The organism is Chitinophaga sp. W3I9 (genome assembly GCF_050434025.1).
In the GTDB taxonomy this organism is placed as follows: Bacteria; Bacteroidota; Bacteroidia; order Chitinophagales; family Chitinophagaceae; genus Chitinophaga.
Genome location: NZ_JBNPWC010000001.1, coordinates 7,293,052 through 7,310,015, shown reverse-complemented (window position 1 = coordinate 7,310,015; position 16,964 = coordinate 7,293,052). Strand labels below are relative to the sequence as shown.

The window sequence follows — 16,964 nt, the reverse complement described above, 5'->3', positions numbered from 1 at the left end:
AAAAAATTTATAAAACCTTTAGGAAAAACGATTGATTTTGCCGTCTGTATAGTCAAAGGCATTATCTACATGAATTTCCAGGATTTCGAAGCCGCCGACTTTGCATGTGATGAATCTTTCCAGCGCTATTGCCTGGAAGAGAATGACAGCGATATATTATTTTGGGAGAGCTGGATAACCCGCCATCCTGAAAAGAAGGCTGTTGTACAGGAGGCCCGGTATATGATTGAGGTATTGTCGGCCCGGCAGGGTAACCGCCTGGAGCAGTTGAAACACCTGAAAGATGGTATTTTACAGTATGATCTGCTCCATTCGGCCCTGGAAGAGCCGTTGGGGCAAAATACACCTGCTCCCGCCAGGAAAACCGGTCCGTTATTTAAATATGCTGCCGCATTGGGGGGCATCCTGCTACTGGCCGGCGCCATTTACCTGTTCAGCCGTACCAACACCGTTACTGATATCACCTCACCCAAAACAAGCATGGTTGTTATCAATGCCGGCAACGATCCCCGTAAAACCGTGGTGCTGCCGGATGGCTCTTCCATTATTTTACGGAAGAACAGTACCGTGGAACTGGCGGAGGGATTTAATGAGGCCAACAGGAAGCTAACCCTTACAGGGGAGGCTTTTTTTGATGTAACGCAGCATGCGCAGTATCCTTTCATTGTACATACTGCCGCTTTTGATATTAAGGTATTAGGTACCGTTTTTAACGTAAGTGCCTATGCCGGCAGCCATCAGTCGGAAACCGCTTTGTTTAAAGGCAAGGTGGAGGTTACGCTGGCCAATAAGCCCGAAGAAAAGATCATATTACAACCAAACCAGAAGCTAACGATGAATGTTGCCGGGCTGCCGGCGCCGGTCAATCCTTTTAAAGTAATGCCACTGGACGCAGATCCGGTAAATCATAAAGCCAGGGAAATAGCCTGGGTAAGAAACCGGCTGGAAATTGAAAATGAGCCGCTGGAAGTGATAGCGGGCAAGCTGGAAAAATGGTATGGCATCAAGGTCACCTTTGCGGATGAAGAAGTAAAGCATTACCGGTATTCCGGCACCTTTGAAAGTGAAACGATCCTGAAAGCATTGGATGCCCTGCAGTTATCTTATCCATTCAGTTTTAAAATGGTAAACGGTCAGATTATCATCAGTAAATAAATAATTATACATCAACCAAATAAAGAAAGGGGAAGTGCTGGAACACTTCCCCCGGAATTAGGCTAGAAAATGTCCTGAATGATCATTAACTAAACCAACATCAAAGGTATGTTAAAACTTGTATTCCTGGAATGGAAGGGGAAACCTGTTCCCACCGGCAAATTGCTGCTTACTATGAAATTAACTGTTCTTCTTTTTTTGACCTGCCTTCAGGTGCAGGCTATTTGTTTCGCGCAGGAGACCATTACCCTGCAGGTAAAAGAAACAAGTATCAAACAATTGCTGAAAGCACTGGAGCATCAAACGGCCTACCGCTTTGTGTTCCATGATAAAACACTGCCTGAAAACAAAAAGGTGACGGTAGCAGCAAAAGAAGCCACACTGGATGCGGTGCTTTCACAGGCATTTGCCGGTACCAACCTGGCATATACACTGAAAGAAGATGGGCTGGTGGTAGTATATGCAGGCACAGAAAGTACATCTGCCGTAGATATTACGATCAGGGGAACGGTGAGGGGAATAGATAACCTGCCTTTACCGGGAGTTACCGTTCGTGCCTCCGGCACCACCGCCGGTACGCTTACCAATGAAGATGGCGCTTATACGCTCATCGCCCCGGACAATGCCACCACGCTCCAGTTCTCACTGGTAGGGTATCTCAGCCAGCAGGTAACTATTGGCAACAGACGTGAAATCAATGTGGTACTAACAGAAGACATCAAAACGCTGAATGCCGTAACGGTTACCGGGTATACGAATTATACCAGGGATAAATCTACCGCAGCCGCCGGCGTAGTAGGCGCTGATAAGATTACGCAGGTACCGATGGCTACCTTCGACCAGATATTACAGGGACGGGTTCCGGGAATGGTGGTATCTGCCGGCTCCGGCCAACCAGGTACCGCTGCAACGATTACCGTACGGGGCGTTGGTACCATCAATGGCAGCTCCTCCGTTTTATATGTAATGGATGGTATTCCCATTGAGGCAGGGCAGTTCCAGGGCATCAACCCTTCAGACATCGCTTCTGTTACCGTATTGAAAGACGCTTCTGCTAAAGCATTATACGGATCACGCGGTTCCAACGGCGTAATTGTGATCACTACAAAAAAAGGACAGGCCGGAAGAATAGCGGTGTCGTATAAATCGCAGTATGGTTTTTCCAATATGACCACCCCCAAGTTCCAGATGATGAACTCCGTGCAGCACCTGCAGTTTGAAGAAGAGATTGGCCTGGAAACCGGCGCTAACCTGGGACCGGGTTGGGAGTTCTCCAATAAAAATCCTGACTACCTCAATAAAACACCACAGGAACAACAAGAGGCAGATCATATCATTGATAGCTTAAGAGGTGTTAATACCGACTGGAGAAAAATTTTCCTTCAGACAGGTAAATTCCAGGAACAACAGCTGAGTGTAAGCGGCGGTAATGAAAATGTGCGGTTTTATAGTTCTGTGAATTATTACGATCAGCAGGGTATTGCCAAACGCTCTGAATTGAAACGCTACAGCTTTAAAAATAACCTGGATTTCAATGCGGGTAAATTAACCGCCAATATCAACGTAGGACTGGCCTATTCTGAGTCTTCCTTTATAGAAAGAGAAGCCTCCAGCAGCGGCAGCAACCCGTTGGCAGCGGTATACTACGCCCTGCCTTATGAATATCCTTATGCACCGGATGGCACACTGGTCACCAATTATAACGATGATGTGTACCCGGTATATGATCTGCGGGAAGGCAGTAATGCACTGGAAGCGTTATTAAATACCAGCAGTAAAGATAACCAGCTGAAAAGCATTATCGGTACGTCACTGAATTACATCCTGGCCAAAGGATTGGTGGCGAAAACCAGGCTGGGCATTGACTTTAGGGAAACTACCACAGAGCGTTATGTGAACCCGGATTCTTATTCCGGCTATAAAGTGGATAACGGCGGAAGAGGTAGTTTTGGAGAAGGCGTTACCAGGAACGTTACGCTGGTGAGCACTTCGGGGTTAACGTATTCAAAAGTTACCGGCAAACATGATTTCGAAGTATCCGGTTATTTTGAGTTTACCAGGAATAATTACCGCGCATTTGATTATACAGGTTATGACCTGGACGACAGGTTACCTGCCACTCCTGCCGCCATTACACCCGGTTCGCCCTACAGCGCCTTGCTGGGCGGAGGTCGCACCAAAAGTGCGCTGGCTTCTTACATTGGTGTAGGCCGGTATACTTTCAATGAAAAATATACCCTGAATGCGAGTTACCGGTATGATGGCGCTTCTACCGTGCCACCGGACAACCGCTGGCATGGGTTCTACTCCCTGGGTGTTGGATGGGAAGTAAAGAAAGAGAATTTCCTGAAAGATGTGAGCTTTGTAGATAACCTGCGCTTCCGGGCCAGCTATGGTACTTCTGCCAATCCATTTTCCAATCTCGGCCCCTTTGCTTATTTCCGGACTTATGGAACCGACCAGTATGGCGGTAACCCGGCGATTGTGCCTAACCAGCCGGGTAATCCGAACTACGACTGGGAGTACGCCAAAGAATTTAACATCGGTTTTGACCTGGGTGTAATGAATAACCGCATCCGCCTGGTAACAGATGTATATAATAAAGTAACCAATAACCTCTTTATAGAACAGCCGTTATCTATTACGTCAGGATTTTCCACCATGTTCCTCAATTCCGGCGCTATGCGCAACAGGGGAATAGAAATGGACCTCCAGGGAGATATTGTGAAGGGAAAAGATCTCACCTGGTCGGTAGGTGTGAACTTTGCCTATAATAAAAATGTGATCACCGATCTGGGCGTCTCTGGTGAATTTACGCAGGGTACTACACAGATTGTAAGAGTGGGCTTGCCTTACGGATCTCACTATGCGCCTAAATGGGCCGGTGTGGATCCGCAAACAGGCGATCCTTTGTACTATGACAGGTCAGGTAATAAAACAAGCGATTATAATGAAACGGCTTTGAGCGTAGCCGAATTCGGCACTTATATTCCTCCTTTCACCGGTGGATTTAATACGGCAGTTAGCTGGAAAGGTTTTTACCTGAATGCGCTGTTTACATTTGCAGATAAAACCATGCGGTATCTCAACGAAGATTATTACAACGAGAATCCAAGTTTTGCCAGCAGTAATCAATCGGTACGTATGCTGTATGACCGTTGGAAGAAACCCGGTGATAATGCCATCCTGCCTAAGTTTGATGCCAGCAGGGGATTTTCTTCCAAAGATATCCAGGATGCCTCTTACCTGCGTTTAAGGAACGTAAACATCGGCTATAATTTCCCGAAAGAAATCATGACCCACCTGAAATTTGTGCAGGGCATCCAGGTATTTGCGCAGGCTCAGAACCTGTACACCTGGACCAGCTGGAAGAGTTTTGATCCGGAGAATAATTATGGTGATGGCAGGTTTGATTACCCCAGCGCACGAACCTACACTTTTGGCCTGAACGTTAATTTTTAAATCATTAAGCTCATGACGATCCGTTATATCAAATATACTTTTGCACTCCTGTTGTCGTTGTGTACACTTGCCTGTAATAAGCAACTGGACCTTTCTCCTACCGACAGCATTATAGATCCGGGAAGAACCTTCCGGACTGTCAGTGATCTGAATGGCGGCCTGCTTGGCGCATACGCTGGTCTTACTTATAACACCATCTACGGCGTATCATTGGTGACCGATGAATGTACGTTGCCCAGTGAGAACGGTACTGGCGGCGGTGTAGCCACTTACCGCTGGCAGATAGATCCCAGCAATACCACTATTACTGCTTCTTTTGGGGAGTATTATATTGCCATTGACCGTGCTAACCGCGTATTGGGCGCTATGGGCAATGTTACTGCCAAAGGTGATGAGATAGTTTTGAAAGATCAGTACCGCGGAGAGGCGCTGGCGATACGTGCTTATTGTCATTTCCAGCTATTGCAGAGTTATGCAGTGGCATATGAGCCGGCAGCGATGGGAGTACCTTATATGGATACTTCCGTTAACAGTTTTCCTGCCCGGAATACTTTTGGAGAAGTAGTAGCTGGAATAGAAAGAGATTTACAGCTGGCTAAAACACTGATCCCAGCTGAAGCAGATGATAACACGAGGATTACGGTTCCTGCCATTTCTGCTATCCAGGCGAGAGTAGCTTTATACGCCAAAAAATGGACCGATGCCATCACCTATGCTACAGAAGCTATTGATGCGCTGCCGCTGGCCTCCGCCAGTGATTTTCCCGGCATCTGGAAAGACACCAAGCAATCTGAAGTTATCTGGAAGCTGAAACAGGTAGCAGGTAGTGATGATGAGTTGATCGGCAGTGCTTATTTCGACAGGGATGTAGCGTTATATGTGCCTTCTTTTGAACTGATTAACCTGTTCGATAAAAATAACGATGTGCGTTATCCTGCTTATATACAGTTTGACGATACCCGTGGCGATGGCAACTCTGAATACCTGGTGAATAAATATTTTGGATCTTCCGGCAGCATGGGCCTGGCAGATATTAAACTTTTCAGAACGGGAGAAATGTACCTGATCCGTGCAGAAGCATTGGCGGAAAGTAACCGGGTGGCGGATGGCGCCGCTGACCTGAACGACCTGCGCGCTGCGCGTATCAATGGTTACACGCCGCAGTCTTTCAGTAATAAAGATGCATTGATCACCGCTTTATACACCGAACGATTCAAAGAGCTGGCCTTTGAAGGGCATCGTCTCTTCGACCTGAGAAGAAGGGGACTGTCTGTAACCCGCAACCCGGAAGACGCTATCAACGCACTGGGTGCTGTGTTGCTGAAACCTGGTCAGAAGGGATATGTATTTCCTATTCCTGATGCAGAAACGAAAGCTAATAAAAACATGAAACAAAATCCCGGCTACTGATGAAAAGAATAATAACTGTACTAACCATAACGGCTATATGTTTAAATGCCTGTTATATGCGTATGCCCAAACCGCTGACTATTGCCGGCCGGCCGGCTTCCATCGGGATCATTGGTGATACGGCAGATGTAACCACGCCGGTAAAAGGAGGAGTAGCGTTGATTGGTGGTGGCGGGAATGTGGACGGCGCTTTCCAATGGATGATTGAACGCAGCGGTGGCGGTGATGTAGTAGTGCTTACCGCCTCCGGCAATGGCGGCTATAACCATGACATCGACTCCCTGGGGAAAGTGAACTCAGTAGAAACGCTGAATATTACCAACAGGGAACTGGCCAATAATGATACCGTGGCCAATATTATCCGTAATGCAGAAATGTTGTTTATTGCCGGTGGTGATCAGTCGCGCTACATGCTGCAATGGAGAGGTACCAAAGTAAATGATGCGATCAATTATTTACTGCAGGAAAAGAAAGTGCCGGTGGGCGGCACCAGCGCGGGTTGTGCTATCCTGACCGGGTTTTATTACAGCGGCGAGGGAGGCAGTGCGGTGTCTGATTCGGTGTTGGTCAATCCATATGATTCGCTGGTAAAAGTGTATAACAACGATTTCCTGCATGCGCCTTATCTTCGTGACGTAATCAGTGACCAACATTACCTGAAACGTGGCCGCGAAGGCAGGCATGTTACTTTTATGAGCCGGATCATTAAAGACCAGGGCGTTTTTCCAAAAGGCATTGCGCCCGATGAAAAAACGGCGGTATGTATTGATGAAGCAGGAGTGGCCAAAGTTTTTGGCGTGAGCAAGGCTTATTTCATTATGTCTGACAGTCTTAAAAAACCGGAACTTTGTGAACCGGGGCAACCACTGCAATGGAACCATGGCGGGCAGGCATTGAAGGTATATGAAATCCCTGCCAGCGCTTCCGGCAACGGCAGTTTCCGTGTAGCTGACTTTGATGCCGCAACGGCCAGTGGCGGCGCCTGGTATTGGTGGTGGGTGGAAAAGGGACAGCTGAAGAAAAAAGCAATCTGATTATTTCCGTAATAAAATTTGATATGAAAGGCAGGTTTGGTATTTTATTTTTTCTGATGGTACTTTTTGTTTTGTCTGTAATGGCGCAACAGAAGGCATCATCTTATGTGCTGGTGATCCATGGTGGTGCGGGTACTATTCTTAAAAAGAATATGACCCCTGAAAAGGAAGCCGCATACAAGGCATCTTTACAAAAAGCACTGGAAACGGGCTATAAGATCCTGCAGTCGGGCGGAAGCAGCCTGGATGCGGTAGAAGCGACTGTAAGGGTGTTGGAAGACGATTCACTTTTTAATGCGGGCAAAGGTGCTGTGTTTACCCACGAAGGGCGCAACGAGCTGGATGCCGCCATTATGAATGGTAAAACCAGGGCAGCGGGTGCGGTAGCCGGTGTTACCACCGTGCGCAACCCGGTGAGCGCTGCAAGGGCGGTGATGGAAAAGTCGGAGCATGTGATGATGGTAGGGCCGGGTGCAGAAAAGTTTGCAAAGGAAGCAGGACTGGAAATAGTGGACCCCTCGTATTTCAGAACGGAATCGCGCTGGAGGGACCTGCAGAGTGCCATCAGGGAGGATTCTATTGCTGCGGCTAAATCGAACGCCTATACGAACCCGGGCAAGCTGGGTATAAAAAACCGGGATTATAAATTCGGAACGGTTGGGGCGGTAGCGTTGGACCGGCAGGGCAACCTGGCGGCAGCAACTTCTACCGGCGGTATGACCAACAAAAAATATGGCCGCATTGGTGATTCGCCTATCATTGGTGCGGGTACCTATGCGAACAATGAAACTGCTGCCATATCCTGTACCGGCTGGGGTGAGTTTTACATCCGTAATGTGGTGGCTTATGATTTGTCTGCCCTCATGGCGTATAAAGGACTTTCTGTACAGCAGGCGGGTAATACGGTGATCAAAAAAGTAGGGGATATGGGTGGCGATGGCGGTTTGATTGCCCTGGATAAAAAAGGAAACATGACCATGTCTTTTAACACGGAAGGCATGTACCGGGGCGCCGTTACCAAAGACGGCAAAATTGAAATTTCGATTTACAAGTAAACATTATAACGAACGGATGCGGGGCGTAGTACCCGTATCCGTTCGTATTGTTTTACTCCAGCGGCCTTTTTGGCGCATCATCTTCTTCCAGGCTGTTTTCTGATACATCCTCATCCGTAATATCTTCTTCCTCCAGCAGCTCATCTATTTCCACGTCGTCATCTTCTTCGTCGAGTAATTCATCAGAGTTGTCGTCGCCCCGCCGGGATTGTTCATCCTGGTTGCCTCTCTGCGGCACGGGTTGTTGTTTTTGACTAAAAACATCGTCTGGTTGAAGATCGTCGTTGAGCAGTGGTCCGGGTGTTTTAGGTTGTGTGGTCATAAAGCAAGTTTTCCAGGGAAAGTCCAAACATCGCACCACTAAAAACAGCTTGATTTACAGGCTGCTGTTGCGGAGGGCTGCGTAAATAAATACACAGTTAATGGGTTATTCATTCACCACTTTACTTTTTCTGAAAACGGCGCTCCATTTGCTTACGAAGGCGGCCGACAAAGTTTCTGTTTTTTGGGCAATGAAAATGGCATGAAAGGATCTGGGGCCCTGTATCACATAATACAGCTGCGATTCCGGACTTCCGGCGCCGGGTGTTTCCACTTTAAACAGTGCCCAGCGCCGCTGGGGAATATTTTCTTTTCCAAGCAATGTCACCTTTGCCTGTGATGCTTTACTCACAGCGGCTTCCGAGAAACTTTTTACAGCGAGATCAATGTTATCGACCCGTGCATTTTCCATGGTCATATTGTTGATCAGCAGGGTCCATTGCTGCGCCGTTTCATTGGCAGGCAGGAACTGACGGGTAGCGAGATTGTCCACTTCAGTATCGGTGATCGTTGCCCATTTTACATTGGCCGGCAGCGCTATTTTAAGGCGTTCCTTTCCCGCCGCTTTGCCTGTTTTGAAGGAATTGCCAATTTCATGAAATAAAGGTTTAAAACCGGCTGAAAATGGCAAAAGGGTGGTGGCAGTCAACAGGTAGGTTTTATTGTTGGAATACGCAATGAAGATGCTGGCGAATATGGTATCGGTTCTGCTTCCCTCCAGGTGGATTTCATCCAGCCAGATCATCCGTTTGCCGGAGCTGACAATACTGCCGGAATCCAGTAATTTGAAATAAGGATTGCGGCCGATATAGTACAGGAGCTTTTTTGCAACGGCATCCACATTGGAACGGGGTTCATCTACAACGTTGACCGTAAAATTTTCCGGCGCTACCAAGGCACTGTCGGCCCGCTGCGCCATGAATTTCAGGGAAAGGATCTGTTTGTTTTTTATTATCTGCCATCCGTCGGGAATTCCTACGGAGAAGTGGTTCGCCGTATCGCGGTAGTTCACAAGGTTCTGGCCGTTGGCAATAAAAGAGAGTAACACGAGGCCACACAGCAAAGCATATTTCATCCGGAGCAATTTGTGGTACAAATAAAACATATTTAGTGTTAGCCTGCAAAAGAGAAAGCCTCCGACCGGAGGCTTTCTCTTTTGCAGGCTAACATCAACGGACGATTATTTAGGCAAGTATTATACGCGGTTATCCCGGGGCGCCCTTGTTCCATAAAATCTATCCTGGTCAAACTGGTCGTGGTTGTAAAAGTCGTTATCAGCGATAGTTGAATCCGGCGACACAAACACATTCCGGATATCCCGTTCTGTTTCGGGGGTAACGATCACACCTTTTTCATAAAAAGGAAGGATGCTGATCTGTAAAGGAGTTATTTCCGGCAGCAATACGGTATCATCTTTTTCATGCAGGATGGCTACACCTATAGGAAACAGTACTTTCCGTTCGGTGAGTCCTACCCGGTTCCCCTTAAGGTTGATAACGAGATAGCGTACCCTGCGTGAAGCGGGATTGAACAGCAGGTCATCTACTTTTCCGAATCTATTGCCTTGCAGATCTTCCACCCCCCAGTTCCTGATATCGGGCTGTCCGTCTACAATCTCAAATCTGCTGCCGCTTAATTCTTCAAGACGATTGGTTTCAGTGATAGACATAGTAATATTTTTTGGATAAAGAATAGGTGAAAACCTTTACGGTTGTGCGCCGGGAGTATCTGCCGCGGGTGCAGCGTTGCCGGTAGTACTAACAGTATCAGTAGTGGTAATTACGTCCCGTTGATGGTTATTACTGCTGCGCATCAGAAAAAACAGGATCGCAGCGATGATGATAAGTCCTAAGATCAGCCATAGCCACGCCGGGTTTCTTTTCCTGGGTTGAACTTCTAAGTGTGCCATAGTTGTATGGTTAAGGTAGATAAATATCCCGGATGAGTTTTGTCCGGAAGGTTCATTCACTATTCGGCAATCATTATACCAATGCACAGAAAAAATGTGAGGAGCGCTATTTTCCTTGTCTATGGCTTGTTATAAGGGGATTTAGGTACTGATTCCGGGGAGTTCAGCCATTTTTTTGTTAGGGGTCTTTTTCCTACGTATTGCGGAATTATAGTCCGCTGTATATACTCACTGCTACGAGTACAGAGATGCGGTCTTTGTCCCGTTTCCCGAATGTTAACGAAAGCGTAATACACGCTGTATTGCCGGAGATACGCCGCGAAAGAGGCGTTGAGCTGATCCCGGAGGGCTTCCGTTTTTACATTCTGGTACGCTGCGGACTTGGCCCTTTACCTTTGAAGCCTTATATTGGCTGGTATGGCTGGTATTGAAACCGGCGTTGAAAAAATATATTGTATGAAGAAGATTACCGGTATAGCATTGTTGCTGATGATAGGATTCACTTCCTATGCACAGCGCGCCTCGCATGTGGTGCTGATTACCATTGATGGCTTCCGGCCAGAGTTTTATACAGACGCTTCCTGGGGTATGGTAAACCTGCGGGCCATGAAAGACAGCGGCGCTTATGCAGACGAAGTAAACAGTGTATTCCCTACCGTTACCTATCCCAATCACACGTCGCTGATCACCGGTGTAACACCGGCGCGGCATGGTATTTATTATAATACACCTTTTGAGCCTAATGGCGCCAGCGGCATCTGGTACTTTTATTACGACAGCATCAAAACGCCTACGCTGTTTGATGCGGTGCATAAAGCCGGGAAAAAATCGGCTAATGTAATCTGGCCGGTATCTGTGGGCGCACCGATCGATTACAATATACCGGATGTATGGTCTATTGGAAAAAAAGACAGGCGGGAGCTGATGGCTACCGTCACCAATCCTGGGTCGTTATGGCAGGAAGTACAGGAATATGCCACGGGTAAGCTGGGTGAAAAGGATTTCACGATGGAGGATGAAGAAATGATCCTGGATGAAAATGTGGCGCGTATGTCGGCCTACCTGATCACTACCTATAAGCCTGCTTTTACCACGCTGCATCTGGCCTGTACAGATCATTATGAGCATGAACAGGGGCGGGATGGCCTGCTGGTAAGAAAGGCGGTAGCGGGAGCAGATAGGGCGTTGGGTACTATTATTGAAGCGCTCAAACGCGCAGGCATATACGAAAATACGACCGTCATTGTTACCGGCGATCATGGTTTTGTGAATATCAGCAAAAGCTTTTCCCCGAATGTATTGCTGGCGCAAAATGGTTTGCTGAATAATATCAAAACGGGTGATTGGAAAGCGCAGTTCCATTCTTCCGGCGGGTCGGCCTTCCTGCATCTCAAAGATCCGAAGGATGCAGCTACACAGCAGAAAGTACTGGCGTTGCTGAAAGCACTGCCAGCGGCACAGCAGCAAATGTTCCGGATTATTGACCGCAAACAGCTGGATGCAGTGGGCGCTGATCCGCATGCTGCTTTGGCCATTTCCGCCTCTGATGGCGTTACCATTGGGGGTGGCTCCACCGGGGAACTGGTAATGGCAGCCAAAGGGGGCACACATGGTTATTTCCCGGATTTTAAAGAGATACAAACCGGCTTTGTGGCTTCCGGAGCAGGGATAGTGGCAGGCGGTCGTGTGAAAGAAATGAATGTAACAGATGTGGCACCGCTGGTAGCGCAACTGCTTGGATTATCATTGGATAATACTGATGGTAAAGTGCCTGCGGGCGTGGTAACTAAGTAAGCATTGAAACGTAGCAATACTGATCGGACGCCTTGTGAAAGGGGCGTCCGTTTTTTTGTGGTGCCTGGGAAGCGATATTACATCTGCAGGGCAGGTAAATGCTCATATGCTGCAGGGGCTATTACTGCTGCGTCATCAGGCTTTGCTTTTCTGACAGAATTTACCGGCCAGCATTCCAGTTGTGTTGCGGGCAGTTCATACTGTATAATTGATCGTATATCCGTATCAGTTAGTTCAGGTTGCAGCCATTGTTCTGCGAGTCCGGGAGTAAGCATCATGGGCATTCTGCCGGCGTTGTCGCCGCCGTTATGGATCTGTGCCATCAGTGGGTTAGCGGCACGGGTTAGCAGGGTGAACGCGGGAATACGTGCGGGTTTATCTACATCCCAGGAATTAGACATTGCCCACAATCCGGCTATAAAAAAGAGTTCCTGTTCTTTGGGTTTGATATAATAGGCCACTTTATTTTTCCATCCGGGAATGTGCCGGTATTCAAAGAAGCCGCTGGCCGGAACGAGGCAGCGCTGGTGCCGGATGGCATTCCACATGGTGCCGTTTTCAAGTACTTTTTCGCTGCGGGCGTTGAGGAAAAGTTGCCGCTGGCGTTTTACTTTTTCCAGGGTGTCCAGCATTTTAGGTATGGGACCCCAGGTGTATTTTTCAAGTTTGATGCCGTTGTTGTTAGTAACTACGGGCCATTGCGGATAAGACATCCCGATCTTGTGCCAGGTAGGGTCGAAGTCGATATCCAGTTTGCCGCCGGGTTTAAGTCGCGGCAGGTATTTGAAAATGCTCTCTATGCTGGAGGTAAAGGCAATATCGTAACACATATTATCTGTCGTGGTATTATAATCGGATAAAGGTACTTTTATTTCTGTATCTGTCCCGGTGCGCTATTTCCGCATATCTACAATGACGGCGGTTACAACGCCCCATACCTGGAAGTCGGCGTCTTCTGTGATAACAATAGGTTTATAAAAAGGATTTTCGGGATGTAGTACCCAACTGCGACCCGCTTTTACGAGCCGTTTTACGGTATATTCCCCATTGAGTGCCGCCACTACAATATCTCCCGTGGAGGGGCGGATAGAGCGGTCTACAACCGCCATGCAACCATCGGGAATGCTGGCATCAGTCATGCTATCGCCCTTTACCCTGATAATGAAGGAGGTAGAGGGATTTGGCTGCAGGATACGGGAGAGATCAATCTGCTCTTCTTCATAATCCAGGGCAGGAGTAGGAAGCCCTGCAGGGACACTGGTATTAAAGAATGGCAGGGTAATGTGCGGGTCACTCAGTTTCAACACTTGCATATAACTATCGTTTTTGTAAATACTAATATTATTAGCAAAATAAAGCTAAAATTATTAGTTTATGAAATCCATTAACACATCGTTTGCAAAAGATGGAAATCCGCTGCAGGAGAGGGGAGAAGTAAGTGCCGGGAGATCAGTGAGCTATGAATTCTGGTTGCTAAAACAGGCGCAGTAAGATTTTTTTTGACAGAAGAGAAGATAATGTATCCAGTTCAATATTTATCATTTATTGGCCGTTTATATTAATGTTAATCACTTGTTATTCAGTACATCCGGATTTTTTTTCTACACTCCCTGTATGTCCCACACATAATTTTATGCGCCGTTAAATTTTGCGCGGTGAAAATATTGTAAACCTCAGATAATCCTTATTTCTTATGGGCATTCAAATGAAAGCACTCCTTTTCTGCTGCCTGGCAGCCTTCACCTTCTTTGCACCCAACGATGCAGCTGCAAAAGTTAAATCCAAAAAGATCGTTATTAATACGGAGAACGACGCACGGATCTATGTAGATGGAAAACTGGTCAATAACACTTCTACAGAAATCAAGGTAGCAGCATACGCGCAGGTAAACATCCGTGTGGAAAAGGTAGGTTTTATTACACAGGAGCGGAACTACATCAATGATGGAAAGCATACATTGCCTTCTACAGATTATATTAAGCTGGAGAAAGATGATGCGTACGAAAATTCAATGGTAACGAATCTTGCTAACCAGGATATCGATGTACGGACCAGTCATGATGAAGAAAATTCCTGGAAGCTGATCAACCGCATCATTACCGGTTATTTTGATGTGATTGCGGTTACCGATAAAGCGACGGGATACATGTGCACTGCCTGGGTAGTAAAATCTTTTAAAGCAGCTACTGTCCGTACCCGTCTTATCATTAAAACAGGGAACACAGACCCGCTTACCTACAAGGCAAAGCTGGTAAGTGAAATAGCTCCTCCTGGTGTATCTGCAAGCTCTGATGAATCATTCCGTAACTGGGACCGGCTGCTGCGTACGTTTGAAAATGTAGTGCCTGAACTGCAAAGCAGGCTGGCGAAATAAGCAGGCTGGAATGCTGAAAAGAGATATTGGCAAAGGTTTATTATACCAGTGATTATATATAAGCGCTTATATTTAAATTTCCCGTTAATTCCAAAAAAAACCTTTGTTATTTCATTTTACTTCCTATTTTTGCACCTGAAATTATGATTACAAACAAACATACACATCACCACCATCATATCTTACCACAAGGGTAGGCAGGGGGATGATTTGTGTATATCACCATATTACATCATCAACAGGGGCTTACCGCAGAGGTAAGCCCCTTTTTTTATTTTATCAGGGATGAAACTGAAAATTGCAATCCAGAAATCCGGCCGCCTGCACGACGATTCCATCAAACTTTTGAAGGAGTGCGGCATCGACATCAACAACGGTGTTAATAAACTGAAAACAGAGGCCACCAACTTCCCGCTGGAAGTGTTTTTCCTGCGTGATGATGATATTCCGCAATACATTGAAGATGGTGTGGCAGACATAGGAATTGTAGGAGAAAATGTAGTGCTGGAAAAACAAAAGCAGGTAAACATTGTTCAGAAACTGGGCTTTGGAAAATGCCGTTTGTCTATGGCGGTGGAAAAATCGGTGGATTATACTTCCGTGAAAGACCTGCAAAATAAACGTATTGCTACCAGCTATCCTGTAATAGTGGAAGATTTCCTGCAACAAAACGGTATTACCGCAGAAATCCATGAAATCAGCGGCTCCGTGGAAATAGCGCCAGGTATTGGTTTGGCAGATGCTATCTGCGACCTGGTGAGCAGCGGATCTACCCTGTTCATGAATGGTCTGAAAGAAGTGGAAACGGTGCTGAAGTCGGAAGCAGTGCTGGCAGCCTGCCACAACCTGAAGCCGGAACAACAGTTGTTGCTGGACAAACTTTTATTCCGTATCCAGGCAGTAAGGAAAGCAAAAAATAACAAGTACATCCTGCTCAATGCACCCAATGATAAACTGAATGAAATTATTGGTTTGCTGCCGGGCATGAAAAGCCCTACAGTACTGCCTTTGGCTGAAGCCGGCTGGAGCTCCGTTCATTCGGTACTGAATGAAAATGATTTCTGGGATATTATCGAAAGTTTGAAAGAAGCGGGTGCACAAGGCATCCTGGTAGTACCCATCGAAAAAATGGTGATCTGATAAACTGAGTAAACAATGCAAACAACCAGATTTCCCGATAAAAGTTCCTGGAATACGCTGCTGCAAAGACCTGTAATGGATACCTCCACGCTCGAAAAGAAAGTGAATGATATCCTGCAGGAAGTACGCACCGGCGGCGATGCCGCCATCAGAAAATTTGCAGCTGAATTTGATAAAGTAACGCTGGATAATTTACAGGTGCCATCTGCGGCTTTCGCAGCTGCAGAAACTACGCTGGAACCAGCACTGAAAGCGGCTATCCAGCAGGCGGCAAAAAACATTACTACCTTTCACTGCGCACAGCAGGAAAAGGTACAGGTGATAGCCACCATGCCCGGCGTACAATGCTGGCGCAAATCAGTCGCCATACAAAAGGTAGGCTTATATATTCCCGGTGGTTCCGCGCCACTGTTTTCCACGATCCTGATGCTCGGCATACCAGCCATGATAGCAGGTTGTAAGGAGATAGTGCTCTGCACGCCCTCCCTGCATCCGGCGATCCTGTATACTGCCCAACTGATAGGCATTGAAAAAGTATTTACCATCGGCGGCGTACAGGCCATTGGCGCAATGGCGTATGGTACGGAAAGCGTGCCGCAGGTATATAAGATCTTCGGTCCGGGTAACCAGTATGTTACCTGTGCAAAACAGCTGGTGAATAAAAGCGGCGTGGCCATAGATATGCCGGCTGGTCCTTCTGAAGTGGCCGTGCTGGCGGATGATAGCTGTGTGCCGGCTTTTGTGGCAGCCGACTTACTATCGCAGGCGGAACACGGCCCCGATAGCCAGGTGGTATTGGTTACCACAAGTGAGCAGGTACTCACCAATGTAACCAATGCGTTGAATGCCCAGCTGGACGAACTGCCCCGCAAAGGCATTGCCACAGCGGCATTGGAAAACAGCAAGATGATCCTGGTGAAAGATATGGATACTGCCATTGACATGCTGAATGCCTATGCGCCGGAACACCTCATCCTGGCCTGTGAAGGCGCAGAAAACCTGGCAGATAAAGTAACAGATGCAGGTTCTGTTTTCATGGGAAATTATACCCCGGAAAGCGCAGGTGATTACGCCTCCGGCACCAATCACACCCTGCCTACAAACGGCTATGCCAGGGCTTACAGCGGCGTGTCGCTGGACAGCTTCGTAAAAAAGATTACTTTTCAGCAGATATCTCCCGATGGGCTGCGGAATATTGGAAGTACCATAGAAGCCATGGCAGCAGCAGAGGGACTTGATGCGCATAAAAACGCCGTTACCGTAAGATTAAAACAGCTGGAATACACCGGCTCACTTATAACAGATTAATT

General features: G+C 47.2%; 15 protein-coding genes. 9 read left to right on the top strand and 6 right to left on the bottom strand.

Annotation, left to right across the window (positions count from 1 at the left end; translation table 11 throughout):
- Nucleotides 1-69: 69 nt before the first annotated feature.
- The 5 genes from QFZ51_RS29615 (at nt 70) to QFZ51_RS29595 (ending at nt 8,116) form a co-directional block, all read left to right on the top strand.
- The gene (locus QFZ51_RS29615; RefSeq protein ID WP_429051062.1) at nt 70-1,155 is read left to right on the top strand and encodes a FecR family protein; all 1,086 of its coding nucleotides are present in this window, start codon (nt 70-72) and stop codon (nt 1,153-1,155) included.
- Between the two features lie 108 nt (nt 1,156-1,263).
- On the top strand, nt 1,264-4,617 hold the full coding sequence (locus QFZ51_RS29610) for a TonB-dependent receptor (protein ID WP_429051061.1): 3,354 nt from the start codon (nt 1,264-1,266) through the stop codon (nt 4,615-4,617).
- 12 nt (nt 4,618-4,629) lie between these two features.
- Nucleotides 4,630-6,027 (top strand): RagB/SusD family nutrient uptake outer membrane protein, encoded by a 1,398-nt coding sequence (locus QFZ51_RS29605; protein ID WP_429051060.1) that lies wholly within the window; start codon nt 4,630-4,632, stop codon nt 6,025-6,027.
- A 56-nt stretch (nt 6,028-6,083) separates the two neighbouring features.
- Complete coding sequence (locus QFZ51_RS29600) at nt 6,084-7,061, top strand: cyanophycinase (RefSeq protein ID WP_429051059.1); 978 nt, start codon at nt 6,084-6,086, stop codon at nt 7,059-7,061.
- 23 nt (nt 7,062-7,084) lie between these two features.
- On the top strand, nt 7,085-8,116 hold the full coding sequence (locus QFZ51_RS29595) for an isoaspartyl peptidase/L-asparaginase family protein (protein ID WP_429051057.1): 1,032 nt from the start codon (nt 7,085-7,087) through the stop codon (nt 8,114-8,116).
- A gap of 52 nt (nt 8,117-8,168) precedes the next feature.
- On the opposite strand, the gene QFZ51_RS29590 is transcribed toward QFZ51_RS29595, so the two are convergent.
- The 4 genes from QFZ51_RS29590 to QFZ51_RS29575 all read right to left on the bottom strand — a co-directional run bounded on the left by QFZ51_RS29590 (nt 8,169) and on the right by QFZ51_RS29575 (nt 10,346).
- Nucleotides 8,169-8,438 carry a hypothetical protein gene (locus tag QFZ51_RS29590; RefSeq protein WP_429051055.1) on the bottom strand — a complete coding sequence of 90 codons (270 nt, stop codon included), beginning with the start codon at nt 8,436-8,438 and terminating at the stop codon, nt 8,169-8,171.
- Nucleotides 8,439-8,543: 105 nt separating this feature from the next.
- Nucleotides 8,544-9,512 carry a hypothetical protein gene (locus QFZ51_RS29585; RefSeq protein WP_429051054.1) on the bottom strand — a complete coding sequence of 323 codons (969 nt, stop codon included), beginning with the start codon at nt 9,510-9,512 and terminating at the stop codon, nt 8,544-8,546.
- Nucleotides 9,513-9,632: 120 nt separating this feature from the next.
- A complete protein-coding gene (locus tag QFZ51_RS29580; protein ID WP_429051052.1) occupies nt 9,633-10,106 on the bottom strand; it encodes a PRC-barrel domain-containing protein in 474 nt (157 codons plus the stop codon).
- Between the two features lie 36 nt (nt 10,107-10,142).
- Entirely contained in the window at nt 10,143-10,346 is a 204-nt protein-coding gene (locus QFZ51_RS29575; RefSeq protein ID WP_429051050.1) for a hypothetical protein, read from the bottom strand.
- A 456-nt stretch (nt 10,347-10,802) separates the two neighbouring features.
- On the opposite strand from QFZ51_RS29575, the gene QFZ51_RS29570 reads away from it, so the two are divergent.
- Nucleotides 10,803-12,140 carry an alkaline phosphatase family protein gene (locus tag QFZ51_RS29570; protein WP_429051048.1) on the top strand — a complete coding sequence of 446 codons (1,338 nt, stop codon included), beginning with the start codon at nt 10,803-10,805 and terminating at the stop codon, nt 12,138-12,140.
- Nucleotides 12,141-12,217: 77 nt separating this feature from the next.
- On the opposite strand, the gene QFZ51_RS29565 is transcribed toward QFZ51_RS29570, so the two are convergent.
- Entirely contained in the window at nt 12,218-12,970 is a 753-nt protein-coding gene (locus tag QFZ51_RS29565; protein WP_429051047.1) for an SOS response-associated peptidase, read from the bottom strand.
- Between the two features lie 63 nt (nt 12,971-13,033).
- Nucleotides 13,034-13,453: a LexA family protein gene (locus QFZ51_RS29560; protein WP_429051045.1), complete on the bottom strand. Its 420-nt coding sequence runs from the start codon at nt 13,451-13,453 to the stop codon at nt 13,034-13,036.
- Nucleotides 13,454-13,833: 380 nt separating this feature from the next.
- Between QFZ51_RS29560 and QFZ51_RS29555 the strand changes: the two genes are divergently transcribed.
- The 3 genes from QFZ51_RS29555 (at nt 13,834) to hisD (ending at nt 16,962) form a co-directional block, all read left to right on the top strand.
- Nucleotides 13,834-14,514 carry a hypothetical protein gene (locus QFZ51_RS29555; protein WP_429051043.1) on the top strand — a complete coding sequence of 227 codons (681 nt, stop codon included), beginning with the start codon at nt 13,834-13,836 and terminating at the stop codon, nt 14,512-14,514.
- A gap of 285 nt (nt 14,515-14,799) precedes the next feature.
- Complete coding sequence (gene hisG, locus QFZ51_RS29550) at nt 14,800-15,654, top strand: ATP phosphoribosyltransferase (RefSeq protein WP_370912255.1); 855 nt, start codon at nt 14,800-14,802, stop codon at nt 15,652-15,654.
- 15 nt (nt 15,655-15,669) lie between these two features.
- A complete protein-coding gene (hisD, locus tag QFZ51_RS29545) occupies nt 15,670-16,962 on the top strand; it encodes a histidinol dehydrogenase (protein ID WP_429051041.1) in 1,293 nt (430 codons plus the stop codon).
- Nucleotides 16,963-16,964: the final 2 nt, after the last annotated feature.